The 17,172-nt window shown below is 37.0% G+C and carries 17 protein-coding genes; 9 read left to right on the top strand and 8 right to left on the bottom strand.

What is annotated here, in order from left to right; translation table 11 throughout:
- Nucleotides 1-9: 9 nt before the first annotated feature.
- From PHY73_03190 to mtaB, 3 genes are all read right to left on the bottom strand, one after another.
- Complete coding sequence (locus PHY73_03190; protein ID MDD3374713.1) at nt 10-435, bottom strand: septal ring lytic transglycosylase RlpA family protein; 426 nt, start codon at nt 433-435, stop codon at nt 10-12.
- Complete coding sequence (locus tag PHY73_03185; GenBank protein ID MDD3374712.1) at nt 432-599, bottom strand: hypothetical protein; 168 nt, start codon at nt 597-599, stop codon at nt 432-434. The genes PHY73_03190 and PHY73_03185 overlap by 4 nt, the downstream gene beginning before the upstream one ends.
- Nucleotides 600-709: 110 nt before the next feature.
- A complete protein-coding gene (gene mtaB / locus PHY73_03180; protein ID MDD3374711.1) occupies nt 710-1,993 on the bottom strand; it encodes a tRNA (N(6)-L-threonylcarbamoyladenosine(37)-C(2))-methylthiotransferase MtaB in 1,284 nt (427 codons plus the stop codon).
- A 147-nt stretch (nt 1,994-2,140) separates the two neighbouring features.
- Here mtaB and dusB point away from each other — a divergent pair, with 147 nt between their 5' ends.
- Nucleotides 2,141-3,091 carry a tRNA dihydrouridine synthase DusB gene (gene dusB, locus PHY73_03175; protein ID MDD3374710.1) on the top strand — a complete coding sequence of 317 codons (951 nt, stop codon included), beginning with the start codon at nt 2,141-2,143 and terminating at the stop codon, nt 3,089-3,091.
- On the opposite strand, the gene PHY73_03170 is transcribed toward dusB, so the two are convergent.
- Nucleotides 3,045-4,409: an HD domain-containing protein gene (locus PHY73_03170; GenBank protein ID MDD3374709.1), complete on the bottom strand. Its 1,365-nt coding sequence runs from the start codon at nt 4,407-4,409 to the stop codon at nt 3,045-3,047. The genes dusB and PHY73_03170 overlap by 47 nt on opposite strands.
- 111 nt (nt 4,410-4,520) lie before the next feature.
- On the opposite strand from PHY73_03170, the gene PHY73_03165 reads away from it, so the two are divergent.
- The 5 genes from PHY73_03165 to PHY73_03145 all read left to right on the top strand — a co-directional run bounded on the left by PHY73_03165 (nt 4,521) and on the right by PHY73_03145 (nt 8,769).
- Entirely contained in the window at nt 4,521-5,264 is a 744-nt protein-coding gene (locus PHY73_03165; GenBank protein MDD3374708.1) for an ABC transporter ATP-binding protein, read from the top strand.
- A complete protein-coding gene (locus tag PHY73_03160) occupies nt 5,254-6,027 on the top strand; it encodes an ABC transporter permease (protein MDD3374707.1) in 774 nt (257 codons plus the stop codon). Before PHY73_03165 ends, PHY73_03160 begins: the two co-directional genes overlap by 11 nt.
- Before the next feature lie 3 nt (nt 6,028-6,030).
- A complete protein-coding gene (gene gshA / locus PHY73_03155) occupies nt 6,031-7,284 on the top strand; it encodes a glutamate--cysteine ligase (GenBank protein MDD3374706.1) in 1,254 nt (417 codons plus the stop codon).
- Nucleotides 7,281-8,222, top strand: a complete 942-nt coding sequence (gshB, locus tag PHY73_03150; protein MDD3374705.1) for a glutathione synthase — start codon at nt 7,281-7,283, stop codon at nt 8,220-8,222. The genes gshA and gshB overlap by 4 nt, the downstream gene beginning before the upstream one ends.
- 304 nt (nt 8,223-8,526) lie before the next feature.
- Nucleotides 8,527-8,769, top strand: a complete 243-nt coding sequence (locus PHY73_03145) for a glutathione S-transferase N-terminal domain-containing protein (protein MDD3374704.1) — start codon at nt 8,527-8,529, stop codon at nt 8,767-8,769.
- A gap of 168 nt (nt 8,770-8,937) precedes the next feature.
- Here PHY73_03145 and PHY73_03140 read toward each other — a convergent pair whose 3' ends face one another.
- On the bottom strand, nt 8,938-9,933 hold the full coding sequence (locus PHY73_03140) for a hypothetical protein (protein ID MDD3374703.1): 996 nt from the start codon (nt 9,931-9,933) through the stop codon (nt 8,938-8,940).
- A 151-nt stretch (nt 9,934-10,084) separates the two neighbouring features.
- On the opposite strand from PHY73_03140, the gene ilvB reads away from it, so the two are divergent.
- A complete protein-coding gene (gene ilvB / locus PHY73_03135; GenBank protein ID MDD3374702.1) occupies nt 10,085-11,815 on the top strand; it encodes a biosynthetic-type acetolactate synthase large subunit in 1,731 nt (576 codons plus the stop codon).
- Nucleotides 11,816-11,825: 10 nt separating this feature from the next.
- On the top strand, nt 11,826-12,320 hold the full coding sequence (ilvN, locus tag PHY73_03130; GenBank protein ID MDD3374701.1) for an acetolactate synthase small subunit: 495 nt from the start codon (nt 11,826-11,828) through the stop codon (nt 12,318-12,320).
- Here ilvN and menA read toward each other — a convergent pair.
- The 3 genes from menA to bioB are packed head-to-tail and all read right to left on the bottom strand — an operon-like array spanning nt 12,313 to nt 15,260.
- On the bottom strand, nt 12,313-13,209 hold the full coding sequence (gene menA, locus PHY73_03125; GenBank protein MDD3374700.1) for a 1,4-dihydroxy-2-naphthoate octaprenyltransferase: 897 nt from the start codon (nt 13,207-13,209) through the stop codon (nt 12,313-12,315). The two genes, ilvN and menA, sit on opposite strands and share 8 nt — an antisense overlap.
- Nucleotides 13,202-14,146, bottom strand: coding sequence for a thioredoxin-disulfide reductase (gene trxB / locus PHY73_03120; GenBank protein MDD3374699.1), 945 nt, complete (start codon nt 14,144-14,146; stop codon nt 13,202-13,204). Before trxB ends, menA begins: the two co-directional genes overlap by 8 nt.
- Nucleotides 14,136-15,260, bottom strand: a complete 1,125-nt coding sequence (gene bioB, locus PHY73_03115) for a biotin synthase BioB (protein ID MDD3374698.1) — start codon at nt 15,258-15,260, stop codon at nt 14,136-14,138. Before bioB ends, trxB begins: the two co-directional genes overlap by 11 nt.
- A gap of 103 nt (nt 15,261-15,363) precedes the next feature.
- On the opposite strand from bioB, the gene PHY73_03110 reads away from it, so the two are divergent.
- Nucleotides 15,364-17,172, top strand: coding sequence for a hypothetical protein (locus tag PHY73_03110; protein MDD3374697.1), 1,809 nt, complete (start codon nt 15,364-15,366; stop codon nt 17,170-17,172).

The following is a 17,172-nucleotide window of genomic DNA, read 5'->3' as shown; positions in this document are numbered from 1 at the left end:
AAATGTGTATTACAGTTTAAAGATTTCAAGATGAACTTTTGTAATTCCTTTTTTAATTATATCAATTTTTTTGGCTGCTGCGTAGGATAAGTCAATAATTCTCCCTCTGACGTAGGGCCCTCGATCATTGACGCGAACAACAATAAATTTACCATTGGTTAAGTTTTTGACTTTAACCAATGTTCCAAATGCTAGTGTTCGATGAGCCGCAGTGTACGCATCACGGTCATAACGCTCACCATTCGCAGTCTTCTTTCGGCTGACTTTTCCATACCAGGATGCAATTCCAACTCGACTCCTATGCGTTGTACAAAAAAGACAGATCAAGCTAGCGACAACCAAGAGAATAAAAAGTTTTAAAGGCTTAGGTTGTGTCAAGAAATGCTTGAGTAAAAGCACGTATTTTGTCAAAAAAGGAATATTTCTTCTGTTCATTTTTTATCAAATAAAATTTTTTCAATTAAAATACGCAATTGATTAACGACTGGCCGAGGCAAACGGAATTGTGTGCGCAATGCTGGCGTTGCAATTGTAAATTCAAAAACATCAGGATTATTAGGAATTTTTTGAATATTAACCTTCATTGGTAATTGTGTCACTCGCGCCTCCTTTAAATGAGCCCCTGACGCTTTTTTCGCTTTTGCTTACAAAGCGAAGCAGCAAGGGCGAATTCATCCTATTTTTTTTACAAAACGAAAAATCGGACTCCTTATTGTATTTGGCCAAATAATGACCCACTTTTAATTTTATCAATTGAAACACGGCAAAGTTGATTACGCAAATCTTTATCGGATGAAGCGTAAACACGCAAATAGTTATCTGTTAAGCCAGTCCACATTTTATTTTTTCGTTCTTCAAAAAGAACTTTCTGTCGTGTTCCGATAAATTTCTGCGTAAAAGAATTCTTTTTTCTTTCACTGAGTTCGCGCAAATATTGGCTACGCTTGACAATCGTTTTTTTAGTAACTTGATTTGGGAAGTTTTTGCTTTCAGCAAATTTTCGAGTAGAGTAACTAAAAGTATGAAAATATGAAATTGGCGCTTGTTCAAAGAATTCATATGTTCGTTCAAAAAATCGATCTGTTTCGCCTGGAAATCCCACAATGACATCCGCGCCGATGCAAATCTCGGGAATATTTTGCGCAGCAAATTGAAGAAATAAATCTAAATCATTCGCAGTATAATGCCGTTTCATTGAAGACAAAATTTCATCACAGGCGCTTTGAATTGGAATATGCAAATAGCGGCAAAGTTTTGTATTTGAGGCCATTAAAAGAATAAGATCAGATGGAATCGTGTTTGGCTCAATAGATGAAATTCGAATGCGCTTGATTCCATCGACCAGCATCACTTCTTTAATAACATCATTGATTGTTTTTTTCTTAAAATGATAGGCTCCAAGGTTAATGCCGGTAAGCACTATTTCCTTGTGTCCAAACGCAGCTAAATTTTTTGCTTCTTTGATGATATCATCAAATTCACGGCTTCTCGCGTTCCCTCGCGCATAAGGCACTTCACAATAGGCGCAAAAAGAATCACAACCATCCTGAATTTTAATATTAGCTCGTGTTCGTTTTTCGCTGGTTCCAGATGCCGGCATCGTAAAAGGTTCCTTTGAAATGGGTGAAACTAAAACCTCTTGTTGATTATTCTCTGGTTTGGCAATAATTTCTGGCAATTGCATTTTTTTTGCATTTCCAATAACCCATCGCACATTAGAAAATTTCACTAACTCTTCTTTTTGTGTTTGAGCCTGACAGCCAATTAATGCGATTTTGACTTTTTTATTTAATCGACAAATTTTGCTAACGAGACGTCTGGTGTCTGAGTCGCTTTTTTCTGTAACGGTACAGGTGTTGATAACTGCAATATCGGATTCTTGGTTCTCCGGAATAAGTGTGAATCCGTGCTGTTTACAAAGATTTTCTAAAACCGCGGTTTCGGATTGATTTGACCGGCACCCAAGAGTATAAAACGAAATTGTTTTTTTCATACTATTAGTATACTTATTTATATTTAAGATTCAACACAGATTTTAAGAAGTAATTTTAAGAAGTAACACTATAGACCGATACCATTGATTATTAAAAAAGCTCGAGACAAGGTTGCATGTAGGCAAGAATTCGGTATAATAGCCATTATGAAAATAGGAAAAATTAAAATAGAAAAACCGATTGCTTTGGCACCCATGGAAGATGTCACGGATACGCCGTTTCGCTTAATTTGCAAGCGATTGGATGCAGACTTACTTTATACTGAATTTGTTAGTAGCGAGGCATTGATTCGAGACGTTAAAAGTGCTTTTCATAAAATTACGATTCGCGATGAAGAACGTCCGATTGGTATCCAAATTTTCGGTAGCCGTCCTCTTTCGATGCAAAACGCGGCTCAGGTGGTTCAAGAGGCTCGTCCAGATTTTATTGATATCAACGCTGGTTGTTGGGTTCGAAATCTTGTTACGCGCGGTGAAGGCGCAGGGCTTTTGAAAGATTTAAAACGATTTGAAGAAATTGTCAAAACTGTTGTCAAAGCCGTAAAGTGTCCGGTTACAGTTAAAACTCGCCTTGGATGGGATCAAGAAAATATTGTTATTCTGGAAGTTGCCAAAATGGTTGAACAAGCTGGGGCTAAAGCTCTGACGCTTCATTGCCGTACGCGCACGCAAGGATTTAAGGGTATTGCTGACTGGTCTTGGCTTTCTAAAATTCGTAAAGTGATTAAAATTCCTTTAATTGGAAACGGGGATATTTTAACACCAGAAGATGTTAAGACAGTTTTTGAAACAGGTTGTGATGGTGTTATGATTGGTCGAGGCGCTGTAACAAATCCTTGGATTTTTAGGCAAGCAAAGTATTTTTTAAAAACCGGAGAATATCTTCCCGAAGCTTCTTTTAAGGAGCGCATTGAGCTTTGTATCGAGCATTTAAAACTTTCTGTTAATTTTAAAGGCGAGTGTCATGGCGTTAATGATTTTAGAAAACATTATGCAGGCTATTTGCGCGATCATCCTGGTGTTGTAAAACTTCGCTCAGAGCTTGTTAGAATTAAGCCGTTACAGCAGATTTTGGATCGCCTGCAGTCTCTTCTTTAGGTGGGTTGGTTTTTATTTTTTTGTCAGAAAAGCGTTCGCCGATTTTAAGGATTTCTGGAAATATTTCTTTAAAGTGATCAACTAATTCTGGGTCGAAGAAAATTCCCTTTAATCTTCCAATTTCTTTTAGGGCTTCTTGTGCTGGCCATGCTTTCTTATAGGGTCTATTTGATATGAGTGCATCAAAAACATCGCAAAGGCAAACAATTCGAGCCAAAATAGGAATTGCTTCTCCTTTTAATCCGCCAGGATATCCTGATCCATCCCATTTTTCGTGATGTAGTAAAGCAATTTTTTGGGCAGTTTCGAGCAAGGGCGAGTTGTTTTCTTGAAGAATTTGAGCTCCAATTGTGGTGTGGGATTTCATTATTTCCCATTCTTTATCTTCTAGTCCCCCTGGCTTTAAAAGAATATTATCCGGAATTCCGATTTTGCCGATGTCATGCATTTGGCTTGCATAAAAAAGTAATTCTGATTCTTTTTTTTCTGCTCCAACCGCACGCGCTAAAAGAGCACAATAATAGCTCATTCGCTTGACATGCTGACCTGTTTCGCAATCGCGATATTCAGCGGCGGTGCCAAGCATGTGAATGATTTCATGTTGTGTATCCTGAAGCTCTTTGGTTCTTTGTGTGACTAACTCTCCTAGGTTTTCTCTGTGTGATTTTAACTTTTCAGCGTATATAAAATTTCTTCTTGAAAAAAGTTCTAACCAATAACAAAGATACATTCCAATCAAGCTTGCCATAACTAAAAGAAATGCATTTGTAGCAAATTCTTGCGCTGGAACATGCTTGATCCAAACAGCCACCGCAGCATAAAATAAGACAATGATTGTACCTGCTAAAGATGCCCAAACAAAACGAGCACGCATAACAGCATATCCATATAAAAAAATAATAATAAGGCTCGGGTTCGGTGTATAAGCAAAAGAGCTTGGTAGCAGAGCAAATTTAGAGATAACTCCAATGCCAGAAGCCATAATCCCTATAAAAATTGCGAAGCTAACATGTTGTTTTGGATTTTTGGTGAATGTTAGCAAAACAGATCCAACCATAAAAGGCCAAACAACCCCATAGCGTAACACAAGTAAGTGCCAAATAGCTTCTTTTGGATAAAACCAGATTTCAATAAGGCCAAATAATCCCCAAACAAAAATTCCTAAAAACATGGAAACGCGCATATTGCTGAGGTAATGCTTAAAGTAAAAATTTAAAAATCTCTCTTCGGTTTCGCCTTTAAAGGCAAGCGTGAATTGATTCATCGAAACGGAATTTATATTTCCGTTTATTTTTTGATTTTTTATTTTTGTTTCCATGTATTTTAAAATTATAGCATATGTTTAGGCGAAAACAATGGGTTAAAGCTGCTTTTAAGAAAACGCTTTCATTTTATTGACATATCGGGGGCAGGTCTTTATAATAGCGCCATGAGAAATTCGGATATCGCCATTTCAATTAGGGATTTAAGTAAATTTTATGGGTCTTTTCAGGCCTTAAAAGGTATTTCGTTTAATGTTCCTCGAGGAAGTTTTTTTGGTTTTTTAGGGCCTAATGGTGCCGGCAAAACAACAACGATCAATGTTTTAACCGGCCTCTCAAATTACAACCAAGGTTCTGTTAAAGTTTTTGGTTTTGATGTAACTAGTGAATATCAAAAAACTCGGCTATTAATTGGCCTTTGTGCGCAAGAATTTAATTTTGACCCCTTTCTCCCGCTCGAGCAGATGCTTATTTATCAAGCTGGATATTTTGGCATTCCTGAAAAACAAGCTAAAAAACGTGCCAATGAATTGTTAGATCGATTTCAGTTATCAGAAAAGAAAACGATGAAATATCGCGCTCTTTCAGGTGGGATGAAAAAACGGCTTTTGTTGTGCCGTGCATTAGTGCATGACCCTGAAGTTTTAATTTTAGATGAACCGACCGCTGGTTGCGATCTTGAGCTTCGTTTTTTAATTTGGGATTATCTGGCACAGCTCAACAAAGAAGGAAAAACAATTTTTTTAACAACGCACTACATGGAAGAGGCTGAAAAACTTTGCAAAACCATCGGTATTATCCATGACGGTAATATTGTTCAAATCGGTGAAAAAGAAAAAGTCATGAAAGAAAAAACACTTCAAGCTGTTTTTCTAGAAGTAACCAATCATAAAAAAAAATATGTTAATTAATAATCCAACAGGTATTTTAGCATTATCAAAAAGAGAAATTATGCGCTTTCTCTCAGTTGCAACACAAACGCTTTTTCCGCCGATGATCTCTTCGATTCTATTTCTCTGCATTTTTGGGCTTGCGCTCGGTAAACGCATTGACCTAAGTGAGGGTGGAATTACGTACATCGCTTTTATTATTCCAGGGTTGATGACGATGAACGCGATTACAAGCTCATATGAAAACGCCAGTTCATCATTGTTTATTTCTCGATGGCATAATCATATTCAAGAAGTTTTGCTCTCTCCTTTGTCTTATTTTGAAATGGTTTTAGGAATTTTAGTTGGTAGTTTAGTGCGATCTATTATTGTCGTTAATAGTGTCCTTGTGATTTCTTTGGCTGTTTATCCAATGCCAATCGCACACCCTTCTTTAATGATTTATTTTATGATTACAATTCCTATCATTTTTTCGTGCATGGGCATGATCGCAGCGCTTTGGGCTGAAGATTTTAATATGTTAACCATGTGGAATACGTATTTTATTATGCCGCTTACATTTTTAGGTGGCGTATTTCATCCTCTCAACTTGATTCCTTCACAGTTCCGATTCATCACAAAATTAAACCCAATTTATTATTTGGTTACTGGAATGCGTTATAGCATCATTGGCGTTGCAGACACAGATATTATTTATAGCATTATTGTTTCGATGGTTTTGGCAATAAGTATGTTTTCAATAACCGTTTATTTGTTTCGCATCGGATACAAGCTCAGGACATAACTTATGGATTTCCTAATTCAGAAAGTTTTAAACAAACAAAAAGAAATTTATAAATGGATTAGAGATTCCGAAGACAGACGGGAACTTCCTCTTTACTCTTCGGTCGACATTCGAAATTCTGGATTTAAAATCGCTGTCGTGGATACTAATTTATTTCCTGCGGGATTCAACAATATTTGTGAACATGGTGTCTCGGATGCGTCTTTTTTTATTCGAAAAGCAATTGCGAAACGCGTTGACAACGGAAAAAATATCTTAATTGTTGCCGAAGAGCATACTCGAAACACATGGTATCTTGAACATGTCCGAGTTTTAAAAGAGATTATCAAGAAAGCGGGGTACGACGCGATTATTGCAACATTCCTAAACGTTCAGCCCTCTTTTTGCGAGAATGCAAATGCAGTTGACCTTGAGACTGCAACTGGAAAAACAATCAAGATCTATTGTTTTAAAAAGATTTTGGAAGAAATTAAGGCGGCGAAGAAAAGTTTTGATTTGATTATTCTTAATAATGATCTAACAGCTGGCGTTCCTGATATTTTACGCAATGCGAATATTCCTATTTATCCTTCCATTGAAGCTGGGTGGCATGCCAGATCTAAATTTGAACATTTTAGACATAATTATGATTTGATCAAAGAGTTTTCAAAGATTATTGATGTTGACCCTTGGCTCTTGTCTTGTTTGGACGATATTGTTGTTGATATTAATATTAATGATGAATCTGATCGATCGCTCTTAATGGATGCTAGCTTAAAGCTGTTTGGACGCATTGAACAAAAATACAAAGAGCATAATGTTAAAGAAAAACCCTATATTATTTTAAAATCAGATTCTGGGACGTATGGCATGGGTGTTGTTCCTATCGAAAACCCAAAAGAAATCTTAAATTTAAATCGAAAAAATCGAAACAATTTATTTAAAGGAAAAAGTTCAAAGATTACTAATCGATATCTTTTGCAAGAAGGTGTTTCTACTTGTTATCATGTTCACGAAAAAATTAGCGAAGTTTGCATTTATCAAATTGACAACAATCTCATTGGCGGGTTTTATCGTTCTCATAGCGCAAAAACAAACCGTGATAATCTGAATTCAAAAGGAATGGATTTCTCAACCATGTGTCCTCACCTTAGAAAACATGGCGATTGTGGCGTTCATCATGATATGAATATGTTTGACGTTTATCGTCTTCTGGCGCGCATTGCAGGGATTGCTGCGCATCATGAAATTCTTCAGCTGGAGGCTGATCAAAAATGAATTTTGTATTCTTAATGGATCCTTTGGAAACAGTTAAAGTTGAAAAAGATACTACGTTTGCCTTAATGCTATGCGCGTATTTTCGAAATCATCGAATTTTTTTCTTGCCCGAAGGAAATATTTCAATTAAAAATGGAAAAGTTTCTTTTAAAGTTACGGAAGTTATTCCACAAAAAAATGCTGACATGCCATTTGTTAAAAAAGAAACACTAGAATTGTTTGATAACGATGTGGATATTGTCTTTATTCGAACCGATCCACCTTTTGATGAAGCGTATCTGATGAGCACCTGGCTTTTAGATCGCTTGCCAAAACGGGTTGTCGTTATCAACAGTCCAAATGGCGTTCGAACGGTTAATGAAAAGCTATGGGCCACACAATTTACTTCTATCGTTCCAAAAACATTAATCACAAGAAATAAAAACGAATTTATCCATTTTCTAGATTCTGAAAAAGAGATTATCTTAAAACCTGTCAATTTATTTGGAGGAATGTCTATTTTTCATATTTGCAAAGGTGATTTAAATGCTAATGTTACATTTGAAACGTTAAGCAATTCAGGCAAAAATGAGGTTGTTGTGCAAAAATATGTTTCTGCGGCAAAAGTTGGAGATAAGCGAATCCTTCTTTTGAACGGCGATCCCATTGGTGCACTTTTGCGTGTTCATTCGCAAACCGATCATCGCAACAATTTCTTTTCGGGAGGTTGCGCCAAGCCTGTGGAAATGACTGCAAAAGATAAACAAATTATTGAGATTTTAAGGCCACACTTGCGTAGCCTTGGACTTTATTTTGTTGGAATTGATATCATTGGTGATTATTTAATCGAGGTTAACGTGACCTCGCCTACTTGCTTGCAGGAAATGAATCGATTTTATCATACTGCTTTGGAAGATCGAGTAATCAATTTTGCGGAAGAATTAACGAAAAGATACTAAAGATATCCCGACACGTTATGCGTTTGGGATAAAGTTCAAAAATTTAAAGGTTCAATATCCCGACACGTTATGCGTTTGGGATAAAGTTCAAAAATTTAAAGGTTCAATATCCCGACACGTTATGCGTTTGGGATAAAGTTCAAAAATCTAAAGGTCCAATATCCCGACACGTTATGCGTTTGGGATAAAGTTCAAAAATCTAAAGGTTCAATATCCCGACACGTTACACGTGCGGGATAAATTCGCGCAGATAATTTACGATCCTTTTAGTCACGTAAATTATGCGCTCATTTAAGGAGAGATTATGCAGCTAACATTATATTATTTTCAGGGTTGTCCTTTTTGCGGTCGGGTTCTTGCTTTTATAGAGGAGCATGGTATTTTGTTAGAAAAAAAAGATATTCACGAGATTGATGAGTTTAAGCAAGAATTAATTTCAATTGGTGGAAAATCTCAGGTTCCCTGCCTAGTGATTGATGAAAAACCAATGTATGAATCGGCAGATATTATTGAATGGCTAAAGAAAAACGTCTTACCATCAAATTAATTTTATGTATGAGTAAATAAAGCTTTGTTTCGTTTGATGAGCAACCTTCCCTTTTTTTAGAGAAATCTAAGTTTTTTGTTTCGCATAAACAATATTTGTTAGAATTCTTGATTCCTTTTCATTCATAGCGCTGCCCAGAAGAAAAATCCTAATAATTCCCTCTGTTGTTTAAATAAAAAGTTTGGAAAGGATTTCTTCGGAGATTTCCGTAGATTGCACTTCTTGGATGTTGTTTGGCTCGCAGGAATTCCAAAATGAAAGGACAAGATTTGCATTTGTGCGATATTTGGAATAACGCCTAACGAGATTAGCAGCTATTAAGAATTCTTTATTCTTTGGATTCTTTCCTTTTAATATCGCAGTTGGTCCTTCAAAATCTTTGAGTTCAAAAATGAAATCATCATTTTCTGCATGTTCAATAAGCTTTTTGTTTTCAAATTCGTCACGTCCAACAATAACTTTAAAATGCTCATTAATTCTAAAATGACGACCCCACCTCAAGCTAATAATTTCATCTAAATTTTTATACCCATGTTTAAAGCTATCTTTTATGCGCCTAGCAAAATTCCTATCTGTTAACAGGCATCCACCGCCAGTTGGTGTATAATTTTTGATATCAAGATTTTCTCCCATTTTCTGAAGTCCAGAGCGTGATCGCCCAGAAAAGTTATGCAACTTTTCGCGATCAATCTTCCCTTGTTTCTCTGCATCTGTTGGGTCAAGGAGTTTGGCGCATAAAGGTCGAAGAAGGCGATTTTCTAGGCCACTCCCGATCTCAACACTTTTTAAACTGCGACGCATTTGAGACATCGGCCTTTGTCCTAGAATCTCACCGGTTGCAACAAAATCAGCCCCGATCTCTTCCATATATTTTTTTGCTTTTTTAAGATTATAAATGCGACAATCAACACAAGGATTGATTGCTGATCCATAGCCATGCTGCGGCTTTTTAACAATGTCTAAGAAATCTTCATCTAATTGAATGATTTTAAGTGGGATTTTAAGCTGTTCAGCAATGTTAACAGATCGAGGCTTGTCTCCGCATCCCCAAGGAAGAACAAAATGAATTCCGAAGACATCGACTCCAAGATCAATCAAAATCTTAGCTGCCAACGCACTATCGAGTCCTCCAGAGATTAGAACAACTGTTTTGATGCGTGACACAATAAATATTTCTCCTAAATTTGAGTATATGCTAGCGTAATTTTGTGCTGCTTTCAAGATAAATATTTAAAGGTTTTACTAAAATGTTGCGTCGGCTGAGTATTTATGTTATATATATAAATCCTACAAATACTTTAATAGCGAGTTAAATATGGCAAAAGAAATAAAAAATAAGAAATTGATAAATGGCGCTCAAGTTTTAATCAAATGCTTAGAAAATCAAGGCGTTGAATACATGTTTGGGCTGCCAGGTGGATCAGTTATTCCGCTATTTGATGCTCTAGTTGATTCAAAAATAAAATCAATTTTAGTTCGTCATGAACAAGGCGCTACGCATATGGCTGATGGTTATGCCCGTGCCACGGGAAAAGCTGGTGTTGTGCTTGTTACAAGTGGTCCTGCAGCAACAAATACAATTACAGGGATTATGACCGCGCACATGGATTCTGTTCCGATGATTGTTTTATGTGGACAGACGATTACTCCGATGCTTGGCAAAGATGCTTTTCAGGAAACTGACACGTTTGGTGTTAGCATGCCTGTGGTTAAGCACAGCTATCTTGTTAAAAATACTAATGATATTCCAAGAATTATTAAAGAAGCCTTTCATTTGGCTCAAACGGGCAGGCCTGGTCCTGTTTTAATTGATTTACCAAAAGATATTACTTCTGGTGAGTTTACGGGAAATTCATTGAATCCAAATATGGATCTTCCAGGATACAGCATTCCTACGGTTGGAAAGAAAAGCGACATTTTAAAGATTGCGAAATTGTTAAAACAGTCTAAACGACCTCTTTTACTTGTTGGGCACGGTGCTATTATTTCTAAAGCAAGCTCCGCTGTTATAAAGCTAGTTGAAAAATTGCAAGCCCCGGTTATCAATACGCTTTTAGGCAAAGGCGCTTTTCCCGAAACGCACCTTCTTTCTCTTGGGATGGTTGGTATGCACGGAACGGCCTATGCCAATAAAGCGATTACATTATGTGATCTGATTTTTTCTATTGGTTCTCGATGGGATGATCGAATCAATTCAAACAATGCTGAATTTTGTTTAGGTGCAAAGAAAATACATCTTGATATTGATCCAGCTGAAATTGGAAAGATTGTAAAACCAGATGTTAGTTGCATTGGAGACGCAAAGCTTGTTTTAGAGGAACTGATTAAGCATGTTTCAAAACTTGATACAGAAGAATGGATTCGAGAATTGGAATATTTAAAGAAAGAATATCCTCTTCATTATGATAATAAAAAAGGATTAAGCGCGCAATGTGTTATCGACGAGCTTTATCACATTACGCAAGGAAAAGCTATTGTTGTTACTGACGTTGGCCAGCATCAAATGTGGGCGGCTCAGTTTTACAAGAGTGATTATCCAGACCGCTGGCTTTCCTCTGGTGGCGCTGGAACCATGGGCTATGGTTTTCCTGCTGCGATTGGTGCGCAATTTGGATGTCCCAAAGATCTTGTTGTTGCTATTTGCGGTGATGGTGGTTTTCAGATGACTCTTTTTGAGCTGGCAACAGTTTTTAATCATAAATTGCCGGTTAAGATTTTAATTATTGACAATAAATATCTTGGCATGGTTCGTCAATGGCAAGAGTTATTTTTTGACAACAGATTATCTGGAGTTGATTTAGAAGGCAATCCAGATTTTGTTAAGTTAGCCGAGGCATATGGCGTCAAGGGATTTCATTTTGATGACGCAAAAGATGTTCGTAAAATATTGACAGCTGCGATGAGATATAAAGGTCCTGCCTTAATTCATGCTGAGGTTGTTAAACAGGGCAATGTTTTTCCTATGGTACCGGCAGGAAAATCTGCTCATCATATGATTATAGAGGCACCGACAGATAAGTTAGAAAAACCAACTGGGACCACATAAAGGTAATAAAATGAGTAAAAAAATACACACAATCAGTTTTCTTGTCGCTAATAAACCGGGCGTTTTAGTTCGGGTTGCTCTTGTTTTTGCAAAACGAGGATATAACATTGATTCTCTGGTTGTCTCCCCTTCTTTTAATGAGAAGTACTCAAGGATGACGATAGCAGCGCAGGGTGATCTTGCTACGCTTGATCAAATTATTAAACAGGCTGGAAAGTTAATCGACGTTTTAAATGTCAGTGAACATCCACCTGAAAATGCGATTGAGAAAGAGTTTGCGCTCCTTAAGATTCGCTGTAAGCCGCAACAAAAAGCTGCATTACAAAAGATTCTTAAAGAATATAAAGCGCATATCCTTGATTCGACTAATGGAGCCGTTATCATTGAACACGTGGGCACAACGGTCAAGCTAAACGAGCTTGAAATAACATTAAAGAAATATGGTCTAATTGAAATGGTTCGAACTGGAAAGGTTTTAATGGTTCGAGGCAAAGAAACTACCTAACGATCCATCCAATTGAAAAAATAATTCCATACAGAAGACACGTTTGGACAGTAAACCCGATTAAAGAATTTAAATCGGGTTTATTCCTTTTAGTAAAAATCTTAACGATGAGCACAACCGCAGGAAGAATTGTTACCATCGAAAAAAGAATTTTTCTGTGATCTTGAATAATAGAATAAATAATAAGTGGCATGAGTGTCGCGGTTAAAATAGCGATGCTGTATTCAATTTTGCCAAATAATTCTCCAAAGCGCACAACCAGAGTGTTCTTCGCCACTTCTTGATCTGTCTTAAAATCTCGAATATTATTGATGGCGAGGATCGAAACTGCAAATAATCCAGGCGCAAATCCTGCTAGGACAACTGCAGCGTTGATCTCGAGCGTCTGAACATAATAGGTCCCTGCCACCGCAATAGGACCAAAAAATAAAAAAACTAAAATGTCTCCAAGACCTCGATACCCGAGAGGATTTTTACCGGCAGTATAAAAAATAGCAGAAAAAATTGAAAGAAATACAATGATAAAGATTGGCCATCCTGCCCGCGCGATTAAATAAAAACAAATCGGCATAAAAAGTAGCAAGGATATATCAATTGCGCGCCTAATTTCGTTTTGACGAACAATTCCAATAATGATGCCACGCATGGGATCAAAGTCTCCCTTTTGATCGGCACCTCTTTTAAAGTCGCAATAATCATTTGTTAAATTTGCAACGACATGAATCAGCAAGGCTCCTATGAGCGCAGCACCAGCACTCGGCCAATGCATAATCCCGTCTCCAAAAGTCATGGAAGTTCCAATAAAAACAGGTGTTGCAGAAATCAAAAGGGAGCTTGGACGAGTTATCAAAAGCCATTTCTTAAATGTTGAAACTCTTGTTTTATTCATTTTCTTTTAAAAAACGGTCTGCTTCTAAAGCAGCCATGCAGCCAGAACCAGCTGCAGTCACAGCTTGACGGTAAGCTTTATCTTGGACATCTCCACAAGCAAAAACGCCGGGGATATTTGTTTGCGTTGTTCCGGGCTTTGTTTTAATGTATCCGGTTTCATCAGTTTCGAGTTGGCTTTCCAAAAAATCGGCATTTGGTTTATGCCCAATCGCATAGAAAAGCCCAGAAACATTAAATGTTTTTTCATTGCCGGTTTTGGCATGTTTGGTTTTAAGCGATGTTAGGAACTTGTCTCCGACAGCTTCAACAACATGCGTTTCCCACGTCATTTCAATTCTATCGTTGTTTAAAACGCGGTCTTGCATTACTTTGGATGCACGCAGAACATCGCGCCGAACAAACATTAGAACTTTGCTTGCATATTTTGTTAAATGAAGAGCTTCTTCACAAGCGGTATCCCCCCCGCCGATGATTGCCAAGATTTTATTTCGGAAAAGTGGCAGTGCTCCATCGCATACAGCACAGGCTGAAATTCCTTTTTGCCAAAGCTTGTCTTCACCAACAATGCCAAGCCTCATTGCGGTTGCCCCAGTTGCGATGATAGCTGATTTTGTTTCAACAAAATTTTCACCGAAGAAAATCTTAAAAGGTTGAAAGGTAAAATCGACTTTTGAAACTGTTTTAGTTTCAATGCGTGTTCCATATTTTAAAGTTTGATTGCGCATGCGATCCATTAATTCTGAACCAAGAATACCGTCCGTGAAGCCAGGAAAATTTTCAATTTCTGTTGTTGTTGTCAACTGACCACCTGCGGCCACACCGCCAGCCATCATTCCCTCAAACATTAACGGTTTTAGCTCCGCACGGCCAGCATAAATCGCTGCTGTATGTCCGGCTGGACCAGAGCCAATGATTACAACATTTTCAATCGTCATTTTGTCCCTCCATATTCATTTTAACAACACCTGGGTGCAGATCTTGATATTCTTTAATAATAACAGAATCATATGCTGTGTATGATTTACATACATTTTTTTCTTCATTTTCGATTAATTGATCTAAATTCTTATCAGATTTAATTGAAAATCCCGCATCTTTGATCATCTGAAGTGTTTTTTTTCGGATTAATCCTTTAGCATTTAAATATCCATCCATAAAAATAGAATTTGCTGGATACAGACCAAAAGCTTGCAAGTCACGAAGATGGTATTCACGTCCAGCAGCAATTCTAATTTCAGCTGTAGGGTTTAAAAATCGATATAAGCAAAGAATTCTTAAGCATAACTGCGGCGTTAGTTCATTTGCTTTTGTTAAGACATTCCCTTCAATAGGAAGAAGAAAATTAATAGGAATAGATTTAACATTTTTAAATTTCCGAAGCGTTAAAGCGGCATTAATTAAATCACCGGTGCTTTCTCCCATGCCAATAATCACACCAGAGCAGATATCAAGCCCGGCATTTTGAGCAGCCGTTAATGTATCAATCCGCTTTTCAAATGAGTGGGTTGTGCAAATGTTCTTATAATGCTCAGAAGAACTATTGATATTATGATTTAATCGATTAAGGCCAGCTGCTTTTAAAATTTTTGCGTCTTTTTCTGTTACAAAGCCAGGCGAAACACAGACTTCGATAGGAAATTTTGATTTAATGTTTTGAATGATTTTGACAAGATGAGTAATGCGATCTTCAGATTGGCATTTTCCAGAAAAAACCATGCAATAACGAAATGCTCCAGCTTCATATGCCTGCTCTGCTTCCTTAAGAATTTCTTCATCCGATTTCATCGGATACTTCTCGATCTGAGCCTTTGATAATTTAGATTGGGCACAATAATGACAATCTTCAGAACATGAACCATTTTGAACATTATTAATGATGTGAATTGTTACATCATTTTTCCAGTGCTTAAAACGTATTTCGTAGGCAGCCTGCAAAAGCGGAAGCAATAGCATCTTTGGCGAAGAAAGGATTTGTTCACATTCATTAATGGAAAGAATTTCGCCAGAAAGGCTTTTATTTGTTAAGTTTGTGTAAAATTCAGCGTTCATATTGATTTATTCTAATGCAATTTAACCAAAAAATCAAATAGTTAACGATATAATAATTTGAAAAGCACTTGCTATTAATACTAATATTTTGTATATTATTAGAATGAAAAAAGGGCATACATTCCATATTCCAGTGATGGGCATCGCTTTCACAATTGACACGCCTTTGAAAGTCGCCAAATACGGTATTTCATCGGTTATTTCTCTTGTGGACGATACTTTAATTGAGCAAATGCGCAAATTCTATTGCAATCTTTACCATGAAGATTACACAGAGATTCAAAAAGATGACTCTGATCATAGAGCAAGACGTATTACGGCATACTTAAATCTTCTTGATAGAATCATTAAAAAGCAAGTTACAGATCTTAAATCCTCAGCTTTTGAAGCTGGAAGCGAAATTACAAAATATTTTGAGCTTCTCCCCGAGACCTCCCCTTTTAAAAAAAAATATCAAGAAATGCTTTCAATTCAAGATCCAAAAATAAAAGAAAAATTGCAGAATGAACTTCGGGAAAGCGTGCGCCCTGGAAGCATTGATGTCAATATTATGACAAAACTTGATCGTACGAATTATGACAAAGACGGCAAAGAGCTCCCTGCAGAATTCTCTGATGCCCTTTCTGCGCTTCGCGGCTATGCCCAGAGCACATTGAAATCAGCGATTGTTTTTTCTGCCGGATTTAATCGTAGATTATATAGCTATGTTGAGAATTTTAAGGACTTTTATTGTGATGCGGCTGGCGAAATTAAAAAGAAAATTATTTTAAAAGTCAGCGATCATCGATCTTGTATTACCCAGGGTAAATTTTTAGCTAAAAAAGGTTTGTGGGTTTCTGAGTACCGTATTGAGTCTGGCCTTAATTGTGGTGGGCATGCATTTATTTCTGACGGATTCCTTCTTGGACCTATCTTAGAAGAAATGAAAGTAAAGCGTGACGAGCTATTTTCTGGAATCAAGCGTGTTTACCAAGAAGCTGTTAAATTAAAAAATAAAATAAGCTCTGTCCCTCCTGATCCAAAAATCACGGTTCAGGGAGGTATTGGCACTTTTCAGGAAGATCAATTTCTAATGAATTATTATAATATTGATGGAACAGGCTGGGCAACACCATTTCTTCTCGTTCCTGAAGTTGTTAGCATTGATGCATCGACTTTAGAAAAATTACGTGCTGCTGGTGAAGATGACCTCTATCTAAGCGACTCCTCTCCGATTGGAGTTCCATTTAATAACCTTAAGGGCGCAGCAAGCAACGTAGCTCAGGAAAATCGGGCTAAAGCTGGTTGTCCTGGAAGTGGCTGTTTTAAAGGACACCTTAAATTTAATACAGAATTTACAGATTTGCCAATTTGCGTAGCCTCTCGTCAATATCAAAAATTAAAATTGGAACAAATTGAAAACTCGCCTAACAAGGAAGATTTACCTTCAAAAGAAGATGTCATAGTAAAAACTTGCATTTGTCATGATCTTGGAGCTTCTGCGTTGATTGTTAACAATATTGAAACCAAATTGCCTTTAGAGCCTGCGGTTTGCCCAGGGCCAAACCTCGCTTACTTCTCTAAGGTCGTAACTTTAAAAGAAATGACAGATCATATCTACGGTCGAATTAATCTGCTAAATTCAAAATATCGTCAGCATGTATTTATAAGAGAAATAAAGCTTTATGTTGATTCTTTTGTGAAAGAAATTAAACGATGCAAATGCACGCTAACGGATAAGCAAATTGCTTATTTTAGTGGATTTAAAAAGAATCTAATAGCCGGTATTGATTATTATCGTGATTTATTCTCAAAACTTATGCATGATACACAAGATCAACAAAAAAGAATTCTCGATGAATTAAAAGAGTTCCGCTCCAAGCTTGAGAGTATTACCCCTTCTCAAATTAATCAGATTCAAGAAAATAAATAA

The organism is Candidatus Omnitrophota bacterium, from assembly GCA_028693815.1.
Taxonomy (GTDB): Bacteria; Omnitrophota; Gorgyraeia; order Zapsychrales; family Aceulaceae; genus Aceula.
Note: the sequence above shows the minus strand (reverse complement) of the source record. Positions and strands in the feature narration are given on the sequence as shown.